The sequence below is a fragment of the Mycobacterium sp. SMC-2 genome (genome assembly GCF_025263485.1).
In the GTDB taxonomy this organism is placed as follows: domain Bacteria; phylum Actinomycetota; class Actinomycetes; order Mycobacteriales; family Mycobacteriaceae; genus Mycobacterium.
Genome location: NZ_CP079863.1, coordinates 736,123 through 752,064 on the forward strand (window position 1 = coordinate 736,123; position 15,942 = coordinate 752,064).

The 15,942-nt window shown below is 65.7% G+C and carries 14 protein-coding genes; 8 read left to right on the top strand and 6 right to left on the bottom strand.

Features of this window, described 5'->3' with window-relative positions:
- Positions 1-106 precede the first annotated feature (106 nt).
- The 6 genes from gyrA to dnaA form a co-directional block, all read right to left on the bottom strand.
- Positions 107-2,623, bottom strand: a complete 2,517-nt coding sequence (gene gyrA / locus KXD96_RS03550; RefSeq protein WP_260742954.1) for a DNA gyrase subunit A — start codon at positions 2,621-2,623, stop codon at positions 107-109.
- Positions 2,624-2,661: 38 nt separating this feature from the next.
- The gene (gyrB, locus tag KXD96_RS03555; RefSeq protein WP_260742956.1) at positions 2,662-4,695 is read right to left on the bottom strand and encodes a DNA topoisomerase (ATP-hydrolyzing) subunit B; all 2,034 of its coding nucleotides are present in this window, start codon (positions 4,693-4,695) and stop codon (positions 2,662-2,664) included.
- Between the two features lie 255 nt (positions 4,696-4,950).
- Complete coding sequence (locus tag KXD96_RS03560) at positions 4,951-5,511, bottom strand: DUF721 family protein (protein WP_260742959.1); 561 nt, start codon at positions 5,509-5,511, stop codon at positions 4,951-4,953.
- The gene (recF, locus tag KXD96_RS03565; protein WP_260742960.1) at positions 5,508-6,665 is read right to left on the bottom strand and encodes a DNA replication/repair protein RecF; all 1,158 of its coding nucleotides are present in this window, start codon (positions 6,663-6,665) and stop codon (positions 5,508-5,510) included. Before recF ends, KXD96_RS03560 begins: the two co-directional genes overlap by 4 nt.
- Entirely contained in the window at positions 6,666-7,865 is a 1,200-nt protein-coding gene (gene dnaN / locus KXD96_RS03570; RefSeq protein ID WP_260742962.1) for a DNA polymerase III subunit beta, read from the bottom strand.
- Between the two features lie 534 nt (positions 7,866-8,399).
- A complete protein-coding gene (dnaA, locus tag KXD96_RS03575; RefSeq protein ID WP_260742964.1) occupies positions 8,400-9,932 on the bottom strand; it encodes a chromosomal replication initiator protein DnaA in 1,533 nt (510 codons plus the stop codon).
- Between the two features lie 597 nt (positions 9,933-10,529).
- On the opposite strand from dnaA, the gene rpmH reads away from it, so the two are divergent.
- From rpmH to KXD96_RS03615, 8 genes are all read left to right on the top strand, one after another.
- Complete coding sequence (gene rpmH / locus KXD96_RS03580) at positions 10,530-10,673, top strand: 50S ribosomal protein L34 (protein ID WP_073880743.1); 144 nt, start codon at positions 10,530-10,532, stop codon at positions 10,671-10,673.
- 23 nt (positions 10,674-10,696) lie between these two features.
- Complete coding sequence (gene rnpA, locus KXD96_RS03585) at positions 10,697-11,059, top strand: ribonuclease P protein component (protein ID WP_260742969.1); 363 nt, start codon at positions 10,697-10,699, stop codon at positions 11,057-11,059.
- Positions 11,056-11,400: a membrane protein insertion efficiency factor YidD gene (gene yidD / locus KXD96_RS03590; protein WP_260742971.1), complete on the top strand. Its 345-nt coding sequence runs from the start codon at positions 11,056-11,058 to the stop codon at positions 11,398-11,400. The genes rnpA and yidD overlap by 4 nt, the downstream gene beginning before the upstream one ends.
- Entirely contained in the window at positions 11,384-12,493 is a 1,110-nt protein-coding gene (yidC, locus tag KXD96_RS03595; protein WP_260742972.1) for a membrane protein insertase YidC, read from the top strand. Before yidD ends, yidC begins: the two co-directional genes overlap by 17 nt.
- 80 nt (positions 12,494-12,573) lie before the next feature.
- The gene (locus KXD96_RS03600) at positions 12,574-13,131 is read left to right on the top strand and encodes a R3H domain-containing nucleic acid-binding protein (RefSeq protein ID WP_260742973.1); all 558 of its coding nucleotides are present in this window, start codon (positions 12,574-12,576) and stop codon (positions 13,129-13,131) included.
- Between the two features lie 58 nt (positions 13,132-13,189).
- The gene (rsmG, locus tag KXD96_RS03605; protein WP_396877897.1) at positions 13,190-13,927 is read left to right on the top strand and encodes a 16S rRNA (guanine(527)-N(7))-methyltransferase RsmG; all 738 of its coding nucleotides are present in this window, start codon (positions 13,190-13,192) and stop codon (positions 13,925-13,927) included.
- On the top strand, positions 13,822-14,907 hold the full coding sequence (locus KXD96_RS03610) for a ParA family protein (RefSeq protein WP_396877899.1): 1,086 nt from the start codon (positions 13,822-13,824) through the stop codon (positions 14,905-14,907). The genes rsmG and KXD96_RS03610 overlap by 106 nt, the downstream gene beginning before the upstream one ends.
- A 23-nt stretch (positions 14,908-14,930) precedes the next feature.
- Complete coding sequence (locus KXD96_RS03615; protein WP_260742975.1) at positions 14,931-15,914, top strand: ParB/RepB/Spo0J family partition protein; 984 nt, start codon at positions 14,931-14,933, stop codon at positions 15,912-15,914.
- Positions 15,915-15,942 lie beyond the last annotated feature (28 nt).

The window sequence follows — 15,942 nt, forward strand, 5'->3', positions numbered from 1 at the left end:
CTTAGATCTCCTACCAGGGCCGCGGGGGCGATGGCAGTCGCATATTGTCTGGTCGGGCCGAGTCTAATTGCCCGCCCGTTCGTCGGGCCGCCCGGATTGTTACCGACTAGCCGTCCGACTCCGCCGCGCCTTCGGCGTCCTCGACCGCTTCGTCCGCGTTTTCCTCGGCGTTGCGTGCGATGGCCAGCAACGTGTTGTCGTCGCCCAAGTTCATCAGGCGAACGCCCTTCGTCTGCCGTCCGGCCTTGCGGACCTGCCTCGCCGCGGTGCGGATCACCCCGCCTCCGGACGTGATGGCGTAGATCTCGCTGTCATCGTCGACGATCAGCGCGCCCACCAACTTGCCACGCCGCCGGTCGTACATCACCGTCAGCACACCCTTGCCGCCGCGGCCCTGCACCGGGTACTCCTCGATCGCGGTGCGCTTGGCGTAACCCCCGGACGTCGCCACCAACAGGTAGGTGCCTTCGCGAACCACGTTGAGCGACAACAGGTAATCGTCGGTGTTGAACCGCATCCCCTGCACGCCGGAGGTGGCGCGGCCCATCGGCCGCAACGCCTCGTCGGTCGCCGAGAACCGGATGGATTGGCCGTTGGCCGACACCAGCAGCAGGTCGTCGGTGGCCGAGCACAGCACCGCACCGACCAGTTCGTCGTTGTCGCGCAGGTTGATCGCCACGATCCCACCCGACCGGTTCGAGTCGAAGTCGGTCAGCTTGGTCTTCTTGACCAAGCCGTTGCGGGTCGCTAGCACCAGGTACGGGGCGTCCTCGTAACTGCGGATCTGGATCACCTGGGCGATGCGCTCCTCGGGCTGGAAGGCCAGCAGGTTCGCGACGTGCTGGCCACGCGCCGTCCTGGACGCCTCGGGCAGTTCGTAAGCCTTGGCGCGATAGACCCGGCCCTGCGTGGTGAAGAACAGGATCCAGTCGTGCGTCGAACTCACGAAGAAATGCCGCACGATGTCGTCTTGCTTCAGGCCGGCTCCCTGCACGCCCTTGCCGCCGCGCTTCTGGCTGCGGTACAGATCGGTCTTGGTGCGTTTGGCGTAGCCAGTCTCGGTGATGGTGACGACGACGTCCTCGCGGGCGATCAGGTCCTCTTCGCTGACCTCGCCGTCGGCCGCGACGATCCGGGTGCGACGGTCGTCGCCGTGCTTGTCGACGATCTCGGCGAGTTCGTCGCGCACGATGCCACGCTGCCGCTTCGGCTTGGCCAAAATGTCTTCGAGGTCGGCGATCTCGGCCTCGATCTTGGCTAGGTCGTCGATGATGCGCTGGCGCTCCAGGGCCGCCAGGCGCCGCAACTGCATGTCGAGGATCGCCTGGGCCTGGATCTCGTCGATGTCGAGCAGTTCGATCAACCCGGCGCGGGCGATGTCGACCGTTTCCGACGCCCGGATCAGCGCGATGACCTCGTCCAGCGCGTCGAGTGCCTTGACCAGACCGCGCAGGATGTGGGCACGTTCGTTGGCCTTTCGCAACCGGTAGGTGGTGCGGCGAACGATGACGTCGAGTTGGTGCGCGACGTAGTGGCGGATCATCTGGTCGAGCCGCAGCGTGCGCGGCACGCCGTCGACAATGGACAGCATGTTGGCGCCGAAGCTCGTCTGCAGCTGGGTGTGCTTGTAAAGGTTGTTCAGCACCACCTTGGCCACCGCGTCGCGCTTGAGCTCGATGACGATGCGCAGGCCAACTCGGTCGCTGGATTGGTCTTCGATGTTGGCGATCCCGGCCAGCCTGCCGTCGCGAACCTGCTCGGCGATCGAGGTGATGAAGTTGTCATGGTTGACCTGATACGGCAACTCAGTGATCACCAAAGACGTTCTGCCCCTGGATTCTTCGACCTCCACCACGCCGCGCATCCGGATCGATCCGCGGCCGGTCTTGTAGGCGTCGGCGATGCCGGAAGTCCCGACGATCAGCCCCGCGGTGGGGAAGTCGGGGCCCTTGACGCGTTCGCAAACCGCCGCCAGGGTGGCCTCCTCGTCGGCCTCGTGGTTCTCCAGGCACCAGAACACCGCCTCGGCCAACTCGCGCAAGTTGTGCGGCGGGATGTTGGTCGCCATGCCGACCGCGATGCCGCCGGACCCGTTGGCCAGCAGGTTGGGGAACCGGCTCGGCAGTACGGTCGGTTCCTGCACCCGCCCGTCGTAGTTCGGGATGAAATCGACTGTCTCCTCGTCGATTTCCCGCAGCATCTCCATTGCCAGCGGTGTCAGCCGGGCCTCTGTGTAGCGCATCGCGGCCGGTGGGTCGTTGCCCGGGGAGCCGAAGTTGCCCTGCCCGTCGACCAGCGGATACCGCAGCGACCACGGCTGCGCCATGCGCACCAAGGTGTCGTAGATCGACGCGTCGCCGTGGGGGTGATAGTTACCCATCGTCTCGGCGACCGACCGCGCCGACTTGGCGTGGCTGCGGTCCGGGCGGAATCCCGAGTCGTACATGGCATAGAGCACGCGCCGGTGTACCGGCTTGAGTCCGTCGCGGACCTCCGGCAGTGCGCGGCCCACGATCACACTCATCGCGTAATCGATGTAGCTGCGCTGCATCTCCTGCTGAATGTCAACCGGTTCGATGCGGTCGCCAGCCTCGTCGCCGGGCGGCAGCGTGGTGTCAGTCATCTATTCCCCTCTGTGGGTTGGCGTGCCCGACGACTACGTCAGACATCCAGGAAGCGAACGTCTTTGGCGTTGCGGGTGATAAAGCTGCGGCGCGCGTCGACGTCTTCACCCATCAGGATGGAGAACAATTCGTCGGCCGCCGCGGCGTCGTCCAGGGTGACCTGACGCAGCACCCGAACCGACGGGTCCATCGTGGTTTCCCACAACTCTTTCGCGTCCATTTCACCCAGACCCTTGTACCGCTGGATGCCGTCCTCTTTGTTGATCTTCTTGCCGGCCTTCAGGCCGGCCTCCAGCAGGCCGTCGCGTTCGCGGTCGGAGTAGGCGAATTCCGGATCGGCGCGCTGCCACTTCAATTTGTACAGCGGCGGCTGTGCCAGGAACACGTGCCCGTTTTCGATCAGTGGCCGCATGAAGCGGAACAACAGCGTCAGCAGCAGAGTCGAGATGTGCTGGCCGTCCACGTCGGCGTCGGCCATCAGCACGATCTTGTGGTAGCGCAGCTTGGTGATGTCGAACTCGTCGTGGATCCCGGTGCCCAGCGCGGTGATGATCGCCTGGACTTCGGTGTTCTTCAGCACGCGGTCGATGCGGGCCTTCTCGACGTTGATGATCTTGCCGCGCAGCGGCAAGATCGCCTGGAACATCGAATCGCGCCCGCTCTTCGCCGAGCCGCCGGCCGAATCGCCCTCCACCACATAGAGTTCCGACTTTCGCGGGTCGGTAGAGCGGCAGTCGGCCAACTTTCCGGGTAGGCCGCCGAGGTCGGTGGCGCTCTTGCGGCGCACCAGCTCCCGCGCCTTGCGGGCCGCGATCCGCGCCTGCGCCGACGAGACCGCCTTGTTGACAACGGTTTTCGCCTCCGAAGGGTTCGCCTCGAACCAGTGCGTCAGCTGTTCGTTGCACACCTTCTGCACGAACGACTTCACCTCTGTGTTGCCCAGCTTGGTCTTGGTCTGGCCCTCGAACTGCGGCTCGGCGACTTTGACGGAAATGACCGCGGCCAAGCCTTCCCGGATGTCGTCGCCGGTGAGGTTGGGGTCCTTCTCCTTCAGCAGCTTTTTGTCCTTGGCGTACTTGTTGACCACCGATGTCAGCGCGCTGCGGAAGCCTTCTTCGTGGGTTCCGCCCTCGTGAGTGTTGATCGTGTTGGCGAAGGTGTGAACCGACTCCGAGTACCCGCCGTTCCACTGCATGGCGATTTCGACCTCGTGGCCGGTGCCTTTGCCGTCGAAGTCGATCACGCTCTGTTGGATCGGACTCTTGGTGCGGTTGATGTGCTTGACGAAGTCGACCAGTCCGCCGGGGTAGTGGAAGGTGCGGTGCTTGACCTTGTGCGGCGCAGTCGATTCCGCCGCCTGCTCTTCGGCGGTCTTGGGCGCCTCAGCGGTGTCGCTGACCACCTCGTCGACGACCTCGTCCTGCTCGACCCGTTCGTCGGTGAGGTTGATCGTGAGGCCTTTGTTCAGGAACGCCATCTCTTGGAGACGACGCGCCACGGTCTCGAAGTCGTACTGCGTGGTTTCAAAGATCTCCGGATCGGCCCAGAACCTGATGGTGGTTCCGGTCTTCTTGGTGGCCTCGCCTTGCTTGAGGGTGCCCGGCACAGCGCGGTCGTAGTACTGAAACCACTCGTGCCCGTCGCGCTTGATGGTGACCTCCAGGCGGGTGGACAGCGCGTTGACGACCGACACGCCGACGCCGTGCAACCCACCGCTGACGGTGTAGCCACTGTTCTCGCCACCGAACTTGCCGCCGGCGTGCAGTTGGGTCATCACCACGTCGACGGTGGGGGCGCCGGTGGCGTGCATCGCCACCGGAATGCCGCGGCCGTCGTCGGCCACCTCCACGCTGCCGTCATCCAGGAGCCGCACATCGACCTCGGTGGCGTAACCGGCCATCGCCTCGTCCACGGAGTTGTCGACCACCTCCCAGATGAGGTGGTGCAGACCGCGTTCACCGGTGGACCCGATATACATGCCGGGACGTTTGCGGACGGCCTCCAGCCCTTCGAGCACGGTGATCGCTGAAGCACCGTATTCGTTTTGCGCCTTCTTCTTCTGGGCAGCCACGGTCGGAACGCTCTCCTTGGGGTTTCATGCGGGCGGTTCCAGTCACCGCGTCAGCCGCATGCCGCCAGTCTACCGTGATGAGCCGTCCGCACCGATTCTCTGGGCGCGTTTCTACCCAGCTAACTGCGCCGTGCAGGCGATTTCTCTATTCCCGCCACGTCCCGACGTGCGTCAAGGGACTTTACGTCGTCCTGGCGGCTTTGAGCGGCCTGTTAATAAACGCGTGTCTGAGGATGACCGCTGCCGCTCGACGCCCTAGCCGTAGGTGTCACGCGGACCCCTTCCCGCGATGTGACGCGGCCCCTTGCGCCACGACGGCGCGGCCGGTCCGGTGATCTTCAGCGATGTCACCACCCCGTTGCCCACCGCCGCGGCGATCTTGGCCAAGAGTTGGGACTGGATCATCCGCAACTGGGTGGCCCAGGCGGTGGATTCGGCCGTCACGCTGAGCACCCCCTCGCTCAACGCGGTCGGTGTCGCGTGGTCGGCGATCTGCTGACCCACCACCGACGACCAGTTGCCCAGCACCGTGCCCTCGGCCACGTGTGCCGACCACCCGCGTTTCTTCGCCAAGTCTCGGGCCAGCCTGCCCAGCGGTTGCGGATCGCGGGCGTCGGGCCCGGGCCCCGACCAACTCCGCCGCTGCCCCGCGACACGTCGGGTAGGCGGCGGCATCGACCGCCCCCGCCCGGCGTCCTTTCCTTGCGCCCGCGCCGCCGCGCGGGCTTCCTCGAGCGTGCGCCTGACCAGGTCGATGCCCCGCAGCAGACCCTCGTGCGCGCCGGCGGCCGAATCTTGGCCGTCGCTACCACTCATGCCCGCACCGCCGAAGCCCTACCGAAGTCGTCGTCCCGCAAATCGATGTGCACCTGCCTAGCGGCCCAGCCCGCCGGAATGTCTTCCAGCACCGCGGCGGTGACCAACACCTGCTCCGCCGATTCCGCCACCGTCGCCAGTGCCCGCCGCCGGGCCGTGTCGAGTTCAGCGAACACGTCATCGAGCAACAGCACGGGTTCACTCCCGTCGGCTCGCAACAACTCATACCCCGCCAGTCGCAGTGCCACGGCGAAAGACCACGATTCCCCATGGCTGGCAAAGCCTTTGGCGGGCTGATCTCCCAGCCACAGCTCCAGATCGTCGCGATGCGGGCCGACCAGGCACATGCCGCGTTCCAACTCCGCGTTACGCCGTTCCGACAAGGCGGCCAACAACGCGGCTTCGAGAAATTCACGGTCGTTGCCGCCCGCGTCCGCCGCCACCTGTGCCCCCACGCTGCTGCGGTACGCGATCGCCGCTGGCCGCGACGACGGCGCGAGGAGTTGATAAGCCTTCTCCACCTCCGGTGCCAACTGGTTCACCAGGTCGATGCGGGCGGCCATCAACTCCGCACCGTGTTCGGCCAGCCGCCCATCCCACACGTCGAGGGTGTCCAGGGCGCCGCGGTCGCCCCGGTGCCGTATTCCGGCGGCGGACTTCAGCAACGCCGTGCGCTGGCGCAGGACTTTCTCGTAATCCGCGCGTACCGCGGCCAGTGCCGGACGCCGCAACGTCGCCAAGTCGTCAAGATACCGGCGCCGCTCCGCGGGATCGCCGCGCACCAACGCCAAGTCCTCGGGAGCAAAAAGCACCGCGCGCAAAACCCCGATCACCTCGCGCGTGCTGCGCACCGGTGACCGATTCAACCGAGCCTTGTTCGCTCGCCCCGCCGCGATCTCCAAGTCGATCGCACATTCCCTGCCCTCGTTGACCACGATCGTCGACACCACCGCGCGATCGGAGCCCGCCCGGATCAACGGTGTGTCGGTAGCTACCCGATGCGATCCCAGTGTTGCCGAAAACCACAAGGCTTCAATGAGATTCGTTTTACCGAAGCCGTTGGAACCGACGAACACCGTCCGGCCCGGCTCCAATTCGAGGTCGGCGTGCGCCCAGGACCGGAACTCGCGCAGTCCCAAATGCCGGACGTACACCTATCCGGGCAACCGAACTGGCATCAACAGGTAGACGTAGTCCGTCGGCAACGCCGCGAACGGACCGTTCCCGGTGGGCGAATTGTCCTCACCCGAGGCCGGGCGCAGCAACGCCGGTTTACCCGGCGTCGTGAAACCGAACGACACCCGCTCGGAATGGACCGCCGCGAGCCCGTCGGTCAGATACGTCGGGTTGAACGCGATTGTCAACGGTTCGCCAACGAAATCGACGGCGAGGTCCTCTTCGGCCCGGCCCACGTCGTCGGCCCCCGCCGACAGCCGCAGCGACCCCTCGGAGAATTCCATCCGCACCTGGGCACCGCGATCGGCCACCAGAGCCACCAGCTTGATCGCCTCGGTCAGTTCGGCCACGTTGATGGTCGCCACCGCCGTGTGTTCGGCGGGCAACAGTTGACGGAACTTCGGGAACTCGGCGTCGAGCAGCCGCGTGGTACTGCGCTTGCCGTTCCCGCTGATACCGAGCAGCCCGTCTTTGCCGACCCCGCTGCCGGCGCCCAACGACAACCGAACCTCAGAACCGTCGGCCCCCGCTCTGGCGGCCTCCGCCAACGTCTTCGCCGGCACTAGCACGGCCGCCTCGATATCGGACGACGACGCCGACCAGGTCAGCTCGCGCACCGCCAGACGGAACCGGTCGGTCGCGGCCAAAACCACCGTGTTGCCCGAGATCTCGACCCGGATCCCGGTCAACATTGGCAACGTGTCGTCCCGGCCGGCCGCGATGGCCACCTGACTGATGGCCTCGGCGAAAAGATCGGCGGGCATTGTCCCGGTCTCTTCCGGCAAGCTCGGCAACGTCGGGTAATCCTCGACCGCCATCGTCGGGAGCGAGAATCTGGCGCTCCCGCAGTTCAGCGCGACCCGGTTGCCGTCGACGTAGAAGTCGACCGGCTTGTTCGGCAGCGCCCGGGTGATGTCCGACAACAACCTGCCGGATACCAAAACGCTTCCCGGAGAAGCTATTTCCGCTGCCACCTGCGCTTCGGCGGAAACTTCGTAATCGAATCCGGAGATCGTCAAGCCCTCGTCGGACCCGGATAACAGCACTCCGGACAGTACAGGCACCGCCGGCCGGGTCGGCAGATTCTTCGCCACCCACGACACCGCGTCGGCGAAAGACTCCCGCACCAAACGAAACTTCAAGTCGCTGAGGCCAGCTCTTGTCGTCGCCGCGTCCATAGCGTCCCTTCACCTACCGAGCGTTTGAAAGTCCAGTGGCTAGCCTCGCCCGCTAGCACGGGCTCCGCTACGAACGCCACTGACACGCAATGCCAACGACGAACGCAACGGCAGTCGAACAACAACCGTAGATCGTCCGAGGCCATCTTGAAAGCTAATCGCGAAGGCCGACAAGGCTCGCTATCGGCGGATCCGTGCGCGTGTTCAGTTCGGTGTCCCCAGCGCTGTACTTCAAAGAAGAAATGACGAAGAGATCTAAGTATTAGTAGTAAGGGCTGTGCATTCTGGGGAAGCCGCGGTCCGGCGCAGCTAGGACGGGCGTGGGGCTGTGGATGACGCCGTGCATAACTGTGAATCGGATGTTGGGCCGTTGGGGAGCATGGGCGGCTGTGTACGTATGGCCCGCTTACTACACGGCTGTTTGATGGTGTTGTGCACAGCGCCGCGCACAAGGCGTGGGTGTGGCGGGTGTGACAGGCGTGCGAGAAGTTTTTTGAAATTGATCTGGCGCCGTGCGCTCAGAGCAGGCGGGAGTCAGCGCTTGGAGCGTTGACGGATGCGAGTGGTGAGCTCTTTGACGTGATCGAAGACCTCACGCCGCTCGGCCATCTCGGACAGGATCTTGCGTTGCGCGTACATGACCGTGGTGTGGTCGCGCCCGAATGCCTGCCCGATCTTGGGCAGTGACAGGTCGGTCAGCTCGCGGCAGAGATACATCGCGATCTGGCGTGACTGCGCCAGCGCGCGCGTCTTACCGGGTCCGCGTAGCTCCTCGACGGTGGTGTCGAAGTATTCGGCCGTGGCGGCCATGATGGTCGCCGCGCTGATCTGCATCGTGCTGGCATCGGCGATGAGATCGCGCAACACGATCTCGGCCAGGGCCTTGTCGATCGGGGTCTTGTTCAGCGACGCGAACGCGGTGACCCGGATGAGGGCGCCCTCCAGTTCGCGGATGTTGCGTTCGATGCTGCTGGCGATGAGTTCGAGGACATCGTCGGGGACCGCGAGTCGCTCCATTTGCGCCTTCTTGCGCAAGATCGCGATGCGTGTCTCGAGTTCGGGCGGCTGGACGTCGGTGATCAAGCCCCACTCGAACCGGGTCCGCAAGCGGTCTTCGAGGGTGGCGAGCTGCTTGGGCGGCCGATCCGACGAGATGACGATCTGCTTGTTGGCGTTGTGCAGGGTGTTGAAGGTATGGAAGAACTCCTCTTGGATACCTTCCTTGCCCTCGATGAACTGAATGTCGTCGACCAGCAGCACGTCGACGTCGCGGTAGCTCCGCTTGAAGGCGACCTTGCGGTCGTCGCGCAGCGAGTTGATGAAGTCGTTGGTGAATTCCTCGGTGGACACGTACTTGACCCGCATCCCCGGGAACAATCGCTGCGCGTAATTGCCGGCGGCGTGCAACAGGTGGGTTTTGCCCAGACCGGACTCGCCCCAGATGAACAACGGGTTGTAGGCGCGCGCCGGCGCTTCGGCGATGGCCAGGGCCGCCGCGTGCGCAAAGCGGTTGGAGGCTCCGATGACGAACGTGTCGAAGGTATAGCGACGGTTCAGGCTGGTCCCGCCGGCGACGGCCGGATCGGTGGAGTGCGGACGTTCGCTGAAGTAATCCGGCCAACTCTGCTGCGCGCCGTCGGCGACTTCGCCGTTCTCGTCGGCCTCATCGATCTCGACGGTGTCGTCGTCCGCGAAAGGTGCTTCGGGTTGGGGAAACGATTCCGCCTGCGGAGTTACCGTTTCGTCGGCGTCGTCGTCCGGCGGCGCGATGCGCACGCCAAGCTGGATCTGTTGGCCGAGGCGACGGCTGAGGGCGTCGGTGATCGGGGCGCGGAGATGGCGTTCGATCTCGTTCTGGACGAAACTGCTGGGCACCGACAACAGGGCGAACCCCTCCACGATGGTCAGCGGCTGGACCAGATTCAGCCAGGCCCGTTGCTGCGGGGTGAGGGGAGTGATGAGGGCAGTGCGATTGGCGGCTACACCGTCCGGGGTGGATTCCCCGTTGAGCTCCGAGACGACCGCATTCCAGACGGTCGTGAAACCTGAACCGGGGTCATCGGTCAAAGACGCATCCCCCTGGTTCTCAAGCATTCCCGGGTCCAAATACAACCACGCTGGGCGACAAAGCAGCTGTCCACATACTTATACACAGGTGTGGACAGGATGAGCGTATGCGAGCCACAGCCTACCGGCGCCGGCTCGCGATCTCCGTGCTGGAAGAGAACCTTGGAAGGCTGTCTAGGCAGCTAGTCGACCCACCATCCTCGCTTCGTTTTTCAAGCGCCGTTGCAGTCTAAAACGACACTGGCAGAAGCTAACAGTTTTCCGTGCGGCTGCCAACAGTTCTGCTGTATTCCAATCGCGTTGTTTAGGGTTCCTTGGGCCTGCTTTGGCTCGTTGCCGTGTGGCGCCGGGTGTGGCGCCGGCCGCGATGTGGTCCGGCGCCGAGCGGGTTCGTTGGGCCAGGCCAGGTTTGACCAGGCGAACCCTGGTCAGTACCCTCAAACAGTCGCCCGAAAGTCGGCGATGCGGCTGCGACCCAGGTCTGCCTGGGGACCGCGCCGGCCAGCAGCAAGATTACCTCCGACCGACCCGCAGACGAACCCGAGCGAGACGTCTGGCCGGCCGGATGGAAATGCGAGACACAACGAGGAGAACGTCGTGGCCAAGGGCAAGCGGACCTTCCAGCCGAACAACCGGCGCCGAGCCCGCGTGCATGGCTTTCGGTTGCGCATGCGCACCCGCGCCGGACGCTCGATTGTGTCGAGCCGGCGCCGTAAGGGGCGCCGCGCGCTATCTGCCTGATCGCAACGTCGGGTTTTTCGGCGGTGCTTCCCGCACGCAACCGCATGAAGCGGTCAACAGAGTTCGATGCGGCGGTGAAGCACGGCATTCGCGCGGCCCAGCCCGACGTCGTCGTCCATCTCCGGCGCGGGGACGATTCAGCCGAGGGCACGGCTCCCCGCGTCGGATTGATCGTCGGCAAATCCGTGGGATCGGCGGTAGAACGCCACCGGGTCGCGCGGCGCCTGCGGCATTTGGCGCGATCCGTTTTGGGCGAACTCCAGGATTCCGATCAGATGGTCATCCGGGCGTTGCCCGGTAGCCGGACCGCATCGTCGGCGCGGTTGGGGCAGGAGCTGCACCGCGGTTTGCGACGGGCGCTCGAGGCGGCGGGAAGAAAACGGTGACAGCGCCGACGCCGGCGCGCGCCGTCATCAAGGCCGCGGGCACCGCTGCCGTGCGGGTGCTGATTTCCGTCATCCAGCTGTACCGGCACATGGTGTCGCCATTGCGCCCGGCGACGTGTCGCTTCGTTCCGACGTGCAGCCAGTACGCGGTCGATGCGTTGACCGAGTACGGGTTGATACGGGGGAGTTGGTTGGCTGCGGTCAGGCTCGCCAAATGTGGACCATGGCACCGGGGCGGATGGGATCCGATACCGGATCGCCCGGGATGTCAAACCTTCGAAGACGCCAGCGACGCGCGGGCATGCCCGGCGGCGCGAGGGGAGAGTGGAACCCTTGTTTGATTTCTTTAGCCTCGACTTCGTCTACTACCCGGTGTCGTGGATCATGTGGGTTTGGTACAAGCTGTTCGCCGCGATGCTGGGCCCGTCGAACTTCTTCGCGTGGGCCCTGTCGGTGATGTTCCTGGTGTTCACCTTGCGCGCGTTGTTGTACAAGCCGTTCGTGCGGCAGATCCGCACCACCCGCCAGATGCAGGAGCTGCAGCCGCAAATCAAAGCTCTGCAAAAAAAGTACGGCAAGGACCGGCAGCGGATGGCGCTCGAGATGCAGAAGTTGCAACGCGAGCACGGGTTCAACCCGATCCTCGGATGTTTGCCGATGCTCGCCCAGATCCCGGTGTTCATCGGCCTGTATCACGTGCTGCGGTCGTTCAACCGAACCACCGGGGGCTTCGGCCAACCGCACCTGTCGGTGGCCCAGAACCGGATGACCGGAAACTACGTCTTCACGCCCGCGGACGTCGCGCACTTCTTGGACGCCAATCTATTCGGGGCACCCATCGGCGCATTCATGACACAGCGGACCGGGTTGGACGCGTTCACCTACTTCAGCCGGCCGGCGGTCATCGCGGTGGGCGCGCCGGTCATGATCCTGGCCGGCATAGCGACCTACTTCAACAGCCGGGCATCGGTGGCGCGACAGAGCCCGGAAGCCGCGGCCAATCCGCAGACCGCGATGATGAACAAGCTTGCGCTGTATGTGTTTCCGCTCGGCGTGGTGGTCGGCGGCCCGTTCCTGCCGCTGGCGATCATCCTGTACTGGTTCGCGAACAACATCTGGACGTTCGGTCAGCAGCACTACGTGTTCGGCATGATCGAAAAAGAGGACGAGGCCAAGAAGCAAGAAGCGCTACAGCGTCGAGCGGCGAACGCACCGGCACCGGGAGCCAAGCCCAAGCGGAACCCCAAGGCAGGACAGCCGGTCGGTAACGGGTCGGCGACCCCCGGGGAGGGAGAGGCCGAAGCCGGTGCCTCCGACGGGGAGGAGACGGCGGCGAAGCCCCAGGCCGACAAGCCGAATCCAAGCGGACAAGACGGTGGCGCGGCCGGCCGCACTCCACGGCCGGGCGCGCGACCCAAGAAACGCAAACGCTGACCAGGGAGACAGAGCCAGGCGGGCCCACCCTGGGAAGGGCAACCCCGACTGGCACGAACCCGCGGATGAGGGAGAACGACATGACTGACGCAGACACCACCACCGAAACCGACGTCGACACCGAACTCGACACACGGCAGACACCCGAGGAGGGTGCGGACGAACTCGACGACCTGGAGGAGCGGTTGGTCGCCGAGGGGGAGATAGCCGGCGACTACCTGGAAGAGTTGCTCGACTTGTTGGACTTCGACGGCGATATCGACCTGGACGTCGAGGGCAACCGCGCGGTGGTGAGCATCGACGGCAGCGACGACTTGAACAAGTTGGTCGGCCGCGGCGGTGAGGTGCTCGACGCGCTGCAGGAACTGACCCGACTGGCCGTCCATCAGAAGACGGGGGTTCGCAGCCGGTTGATGCTCGACATCGCCAGTTGGCGCCGCCGCCGCCGAGAGGAGTTGGCGGCGTTGGGCGACAAGGTCGCGCGGCGGGTGCTGGAGTCCGGGGAGCGCGAGGAGTTGGCGCCGATGACGCCGTTCGAGCGCAAGATCGTCCACGATGCCGTCGCGGCGGTGCCGGGCGTGCACAGCGAAAGCGAGGGCGTGGAGCCTGCGCGACGGGTCGTCGTCCTCCACGACTAGAGAGTTACAGCCATGTAGTTCCGGCGCGGAGGCTGTCGCGCGTCAGGCAAAGCAGAGGGTGTTTCACGTGAAACATGTCGGCCCCGTCGACCACACGACGGACACGCCCGACCCTCACGAGCCGGGCGCTCCGCCGGCAGCCGCGGCGACGATCTTCGGTCCCCGCCTGGGTCTCGCGCGTCGGTACGCCGAGCTGCTGGCCGGCCCCGGCGTGGAACGCGGGCTTCTGGGCCCGCACGAAGTGGACCGCATCTGGGATCGGCATCTGCTCAACAGCGCGGCGGTGGCCGAACTCCTCGACGAGGGGGAAAGGGTCATCGACATCGGCTCCGGCGCAGGACTACCCGGGATCCCGTTGGCGCTTGCCCGGCCGGACGTGGACATGGTGCTGTTGGAACCCTTGTTGCGTCGAAGCGAATTTCTCAGCGAGGTCGTCGACCAACTAGGGTTAGCCGTCGGAGTGGTCCGCGGCCGTGCCGAGGAACTGTGGGTGCGTCACCAGTTCGGGGAAAGGGATGCGGCGGTGTCACGAGCGGTTGCGTCGTTGGACAAGTTGGCGAAGTGGAGCATGCCGTTGCTTCGGCCGGGCGGGCGGATGCTGGCGATCAAGGGCGAGCGCGGCCGCGAGGAAGTTGAACAGTACCGGCGTGTGATGGCAGCATCGGGCGCCGTTGATGCCAGGGTGGTGACATGTGGCGCGACCTATTTGCGTCCCCCCGCAACCGTAGTTATAGCGCGACGCGGAAAGCCGCCGCGCCAACAGCCGGCACGAATCCGGAAGGCCGGGAACCAATGAGCAATCCGGGAGATTCGCCGAGCGCCGTGCACGTGCAGGCGCCGGCCGGGACTGAGGCCGCGGTGGCGCCCGGCCCCGGCGCGCTGGGGCACCCCGCCGGCAATGTTTCACGTGAAACAGCGGACGAATTCGATACACCCATCGGCGCTGCCGCCGAGCGGGCGATGCGGGTGCTGCACACGACGTATCCGCCGCTGCGCAGGCCGAGTCACCGCCGGGTCCTGACCGTTGCCAACCAGAAGGGTGGCGTGGGCAAGACCACCACCGCGGTGAACCTCGCCGCCGCCCTCGCGCTACAGGGACTCAAGACGTTGGTCATCGACCTCGACCCGCAGGGGAACGCCAGCACGGCGCTCGGTATCACCGACCGGCAATCGGGCACGCCCTCCTCCTACGAGGTGCTCATCGGCGAGGTCTCGGTCAAGGACGCGCTGCGGCGCAGCCCGCATAACGAGCGCCTGTTCTGCATCCCGGCCACCATCGACCTGGCGGGCGCCGAGATCGAATTGGTCAGCATGGTGGCGCGGGAGAACCGGCTGCGGACCGCCCTGGCCGCCCTGGACGACCTCGACTTAGACTACGTCTTCATCGACTGCCCACCCTCGCTGGGACTGCTGACGATCAACGCGCTCGTCGCCGCGCCCGAGGTGATGATTCCGATCCAGTGCGAGTACTACGCGCTGGAGGGGGTGTCGCAACTGATGCGCAACATCGAAATGGTGAAGGCCCACCTCAACCCGCAGCTGCGGGTGAGCACCGTCGTCCTCACCATGTACGACGGCCGGACGAAGCTCGCCGACCAGGTCGCCGAAGAGGTGCGCCGGTACTTCGGGGCCAAGGTGCTGCGCACGGTGATCCCGCGCAGCGTCAAAGTCTCGGAGGCGCCGGGCTACAGCATGACCATCATCGACTACGACCCCGGTTCGCGCGGGGCGATGAGCTATCTCGACGCGAGTCGCGAACTCGCCGAACGCGACTGACCACCATCCGTGAAGGGACGACCATGACGCAGCCGTTACGCAAGAAGGGCGGCCTCGGCCGGGGCCTGGCTTCGCTGATCCCGACCGGTCCCGCCGAAGGCGACTCCGGTCCGGCGACCCTCGGTCCGCGGATGGGGGATGCCGCGGCGGACGTCTTGATCGGGGGGCCGGGGCCGGACCTGGCCCCCGCGGGCGCGGTGTACCGCGAAATCGCCCCATCCGACATCGAGCCCAACCCGCGCCAGCCGCGGCAGGTGTTCGACGACGAGGCGCTCTCCGAGCTGGTGCACTCCATCCGCGAGTTCGGATTGCTGCAGCCGATCGTGGTCCGCGCCGTGCCCGGGGCCGCGACCGGCCCGCGGTACCAGATCGTGATGGGGGAGCGGCGGTGGCGTGCGGCCCAAGACGCGGGACTCGCCACCATCCCCGCCATCGTGCGTGAGACCGGCGATGACAGTCTGCTGCGCGACGCCCTGCTGGAAAACATCCACCGGGTACAGCTCAACCCCTTGGAAGAGGCGGCGGCATACCAGCAGCTGCTCGACGAATTCGGCGTCACCCACGACGAACTGGCCTCACGCATCGGGCGGTCGCGGCCGTTGATCACCAACATGATCCGGCTGCTCAAGCTACCGATCCCGGTGCAGCGGCGGGTGGCCGCCGGCGTGCTGTCGGCCGGCCATGCCCGGGCCCTCTTGTCGCTGGAAGCCGGTCCCGAGGCACAGGAGGAACTGGCCAGCCGGATCGTCGCGGAGGGGCTGTCGGTGCGGGCGACCGAGGAGGCGGTGACGCTGGCCAATCGGGCGGGTGCGACCGCCCCGGCGCCGCAGCGGCGGAAGCCGATCCAGATGCCCGGCCTCCAGGAAGTCGCCGAGCGGTTGTCGAACGCCTTCGACACGCGGGTGACGGTCAGCCTGGGCAAGCGCAAGGGCAAGATCGTCGTGGAGTTCGGCTCGGTGGACGACTTGCAGCGGATCATCGACATGATGACCGCCGCCAAGGCCTGACCCGCCATACCCTGTAATTACGTCACTG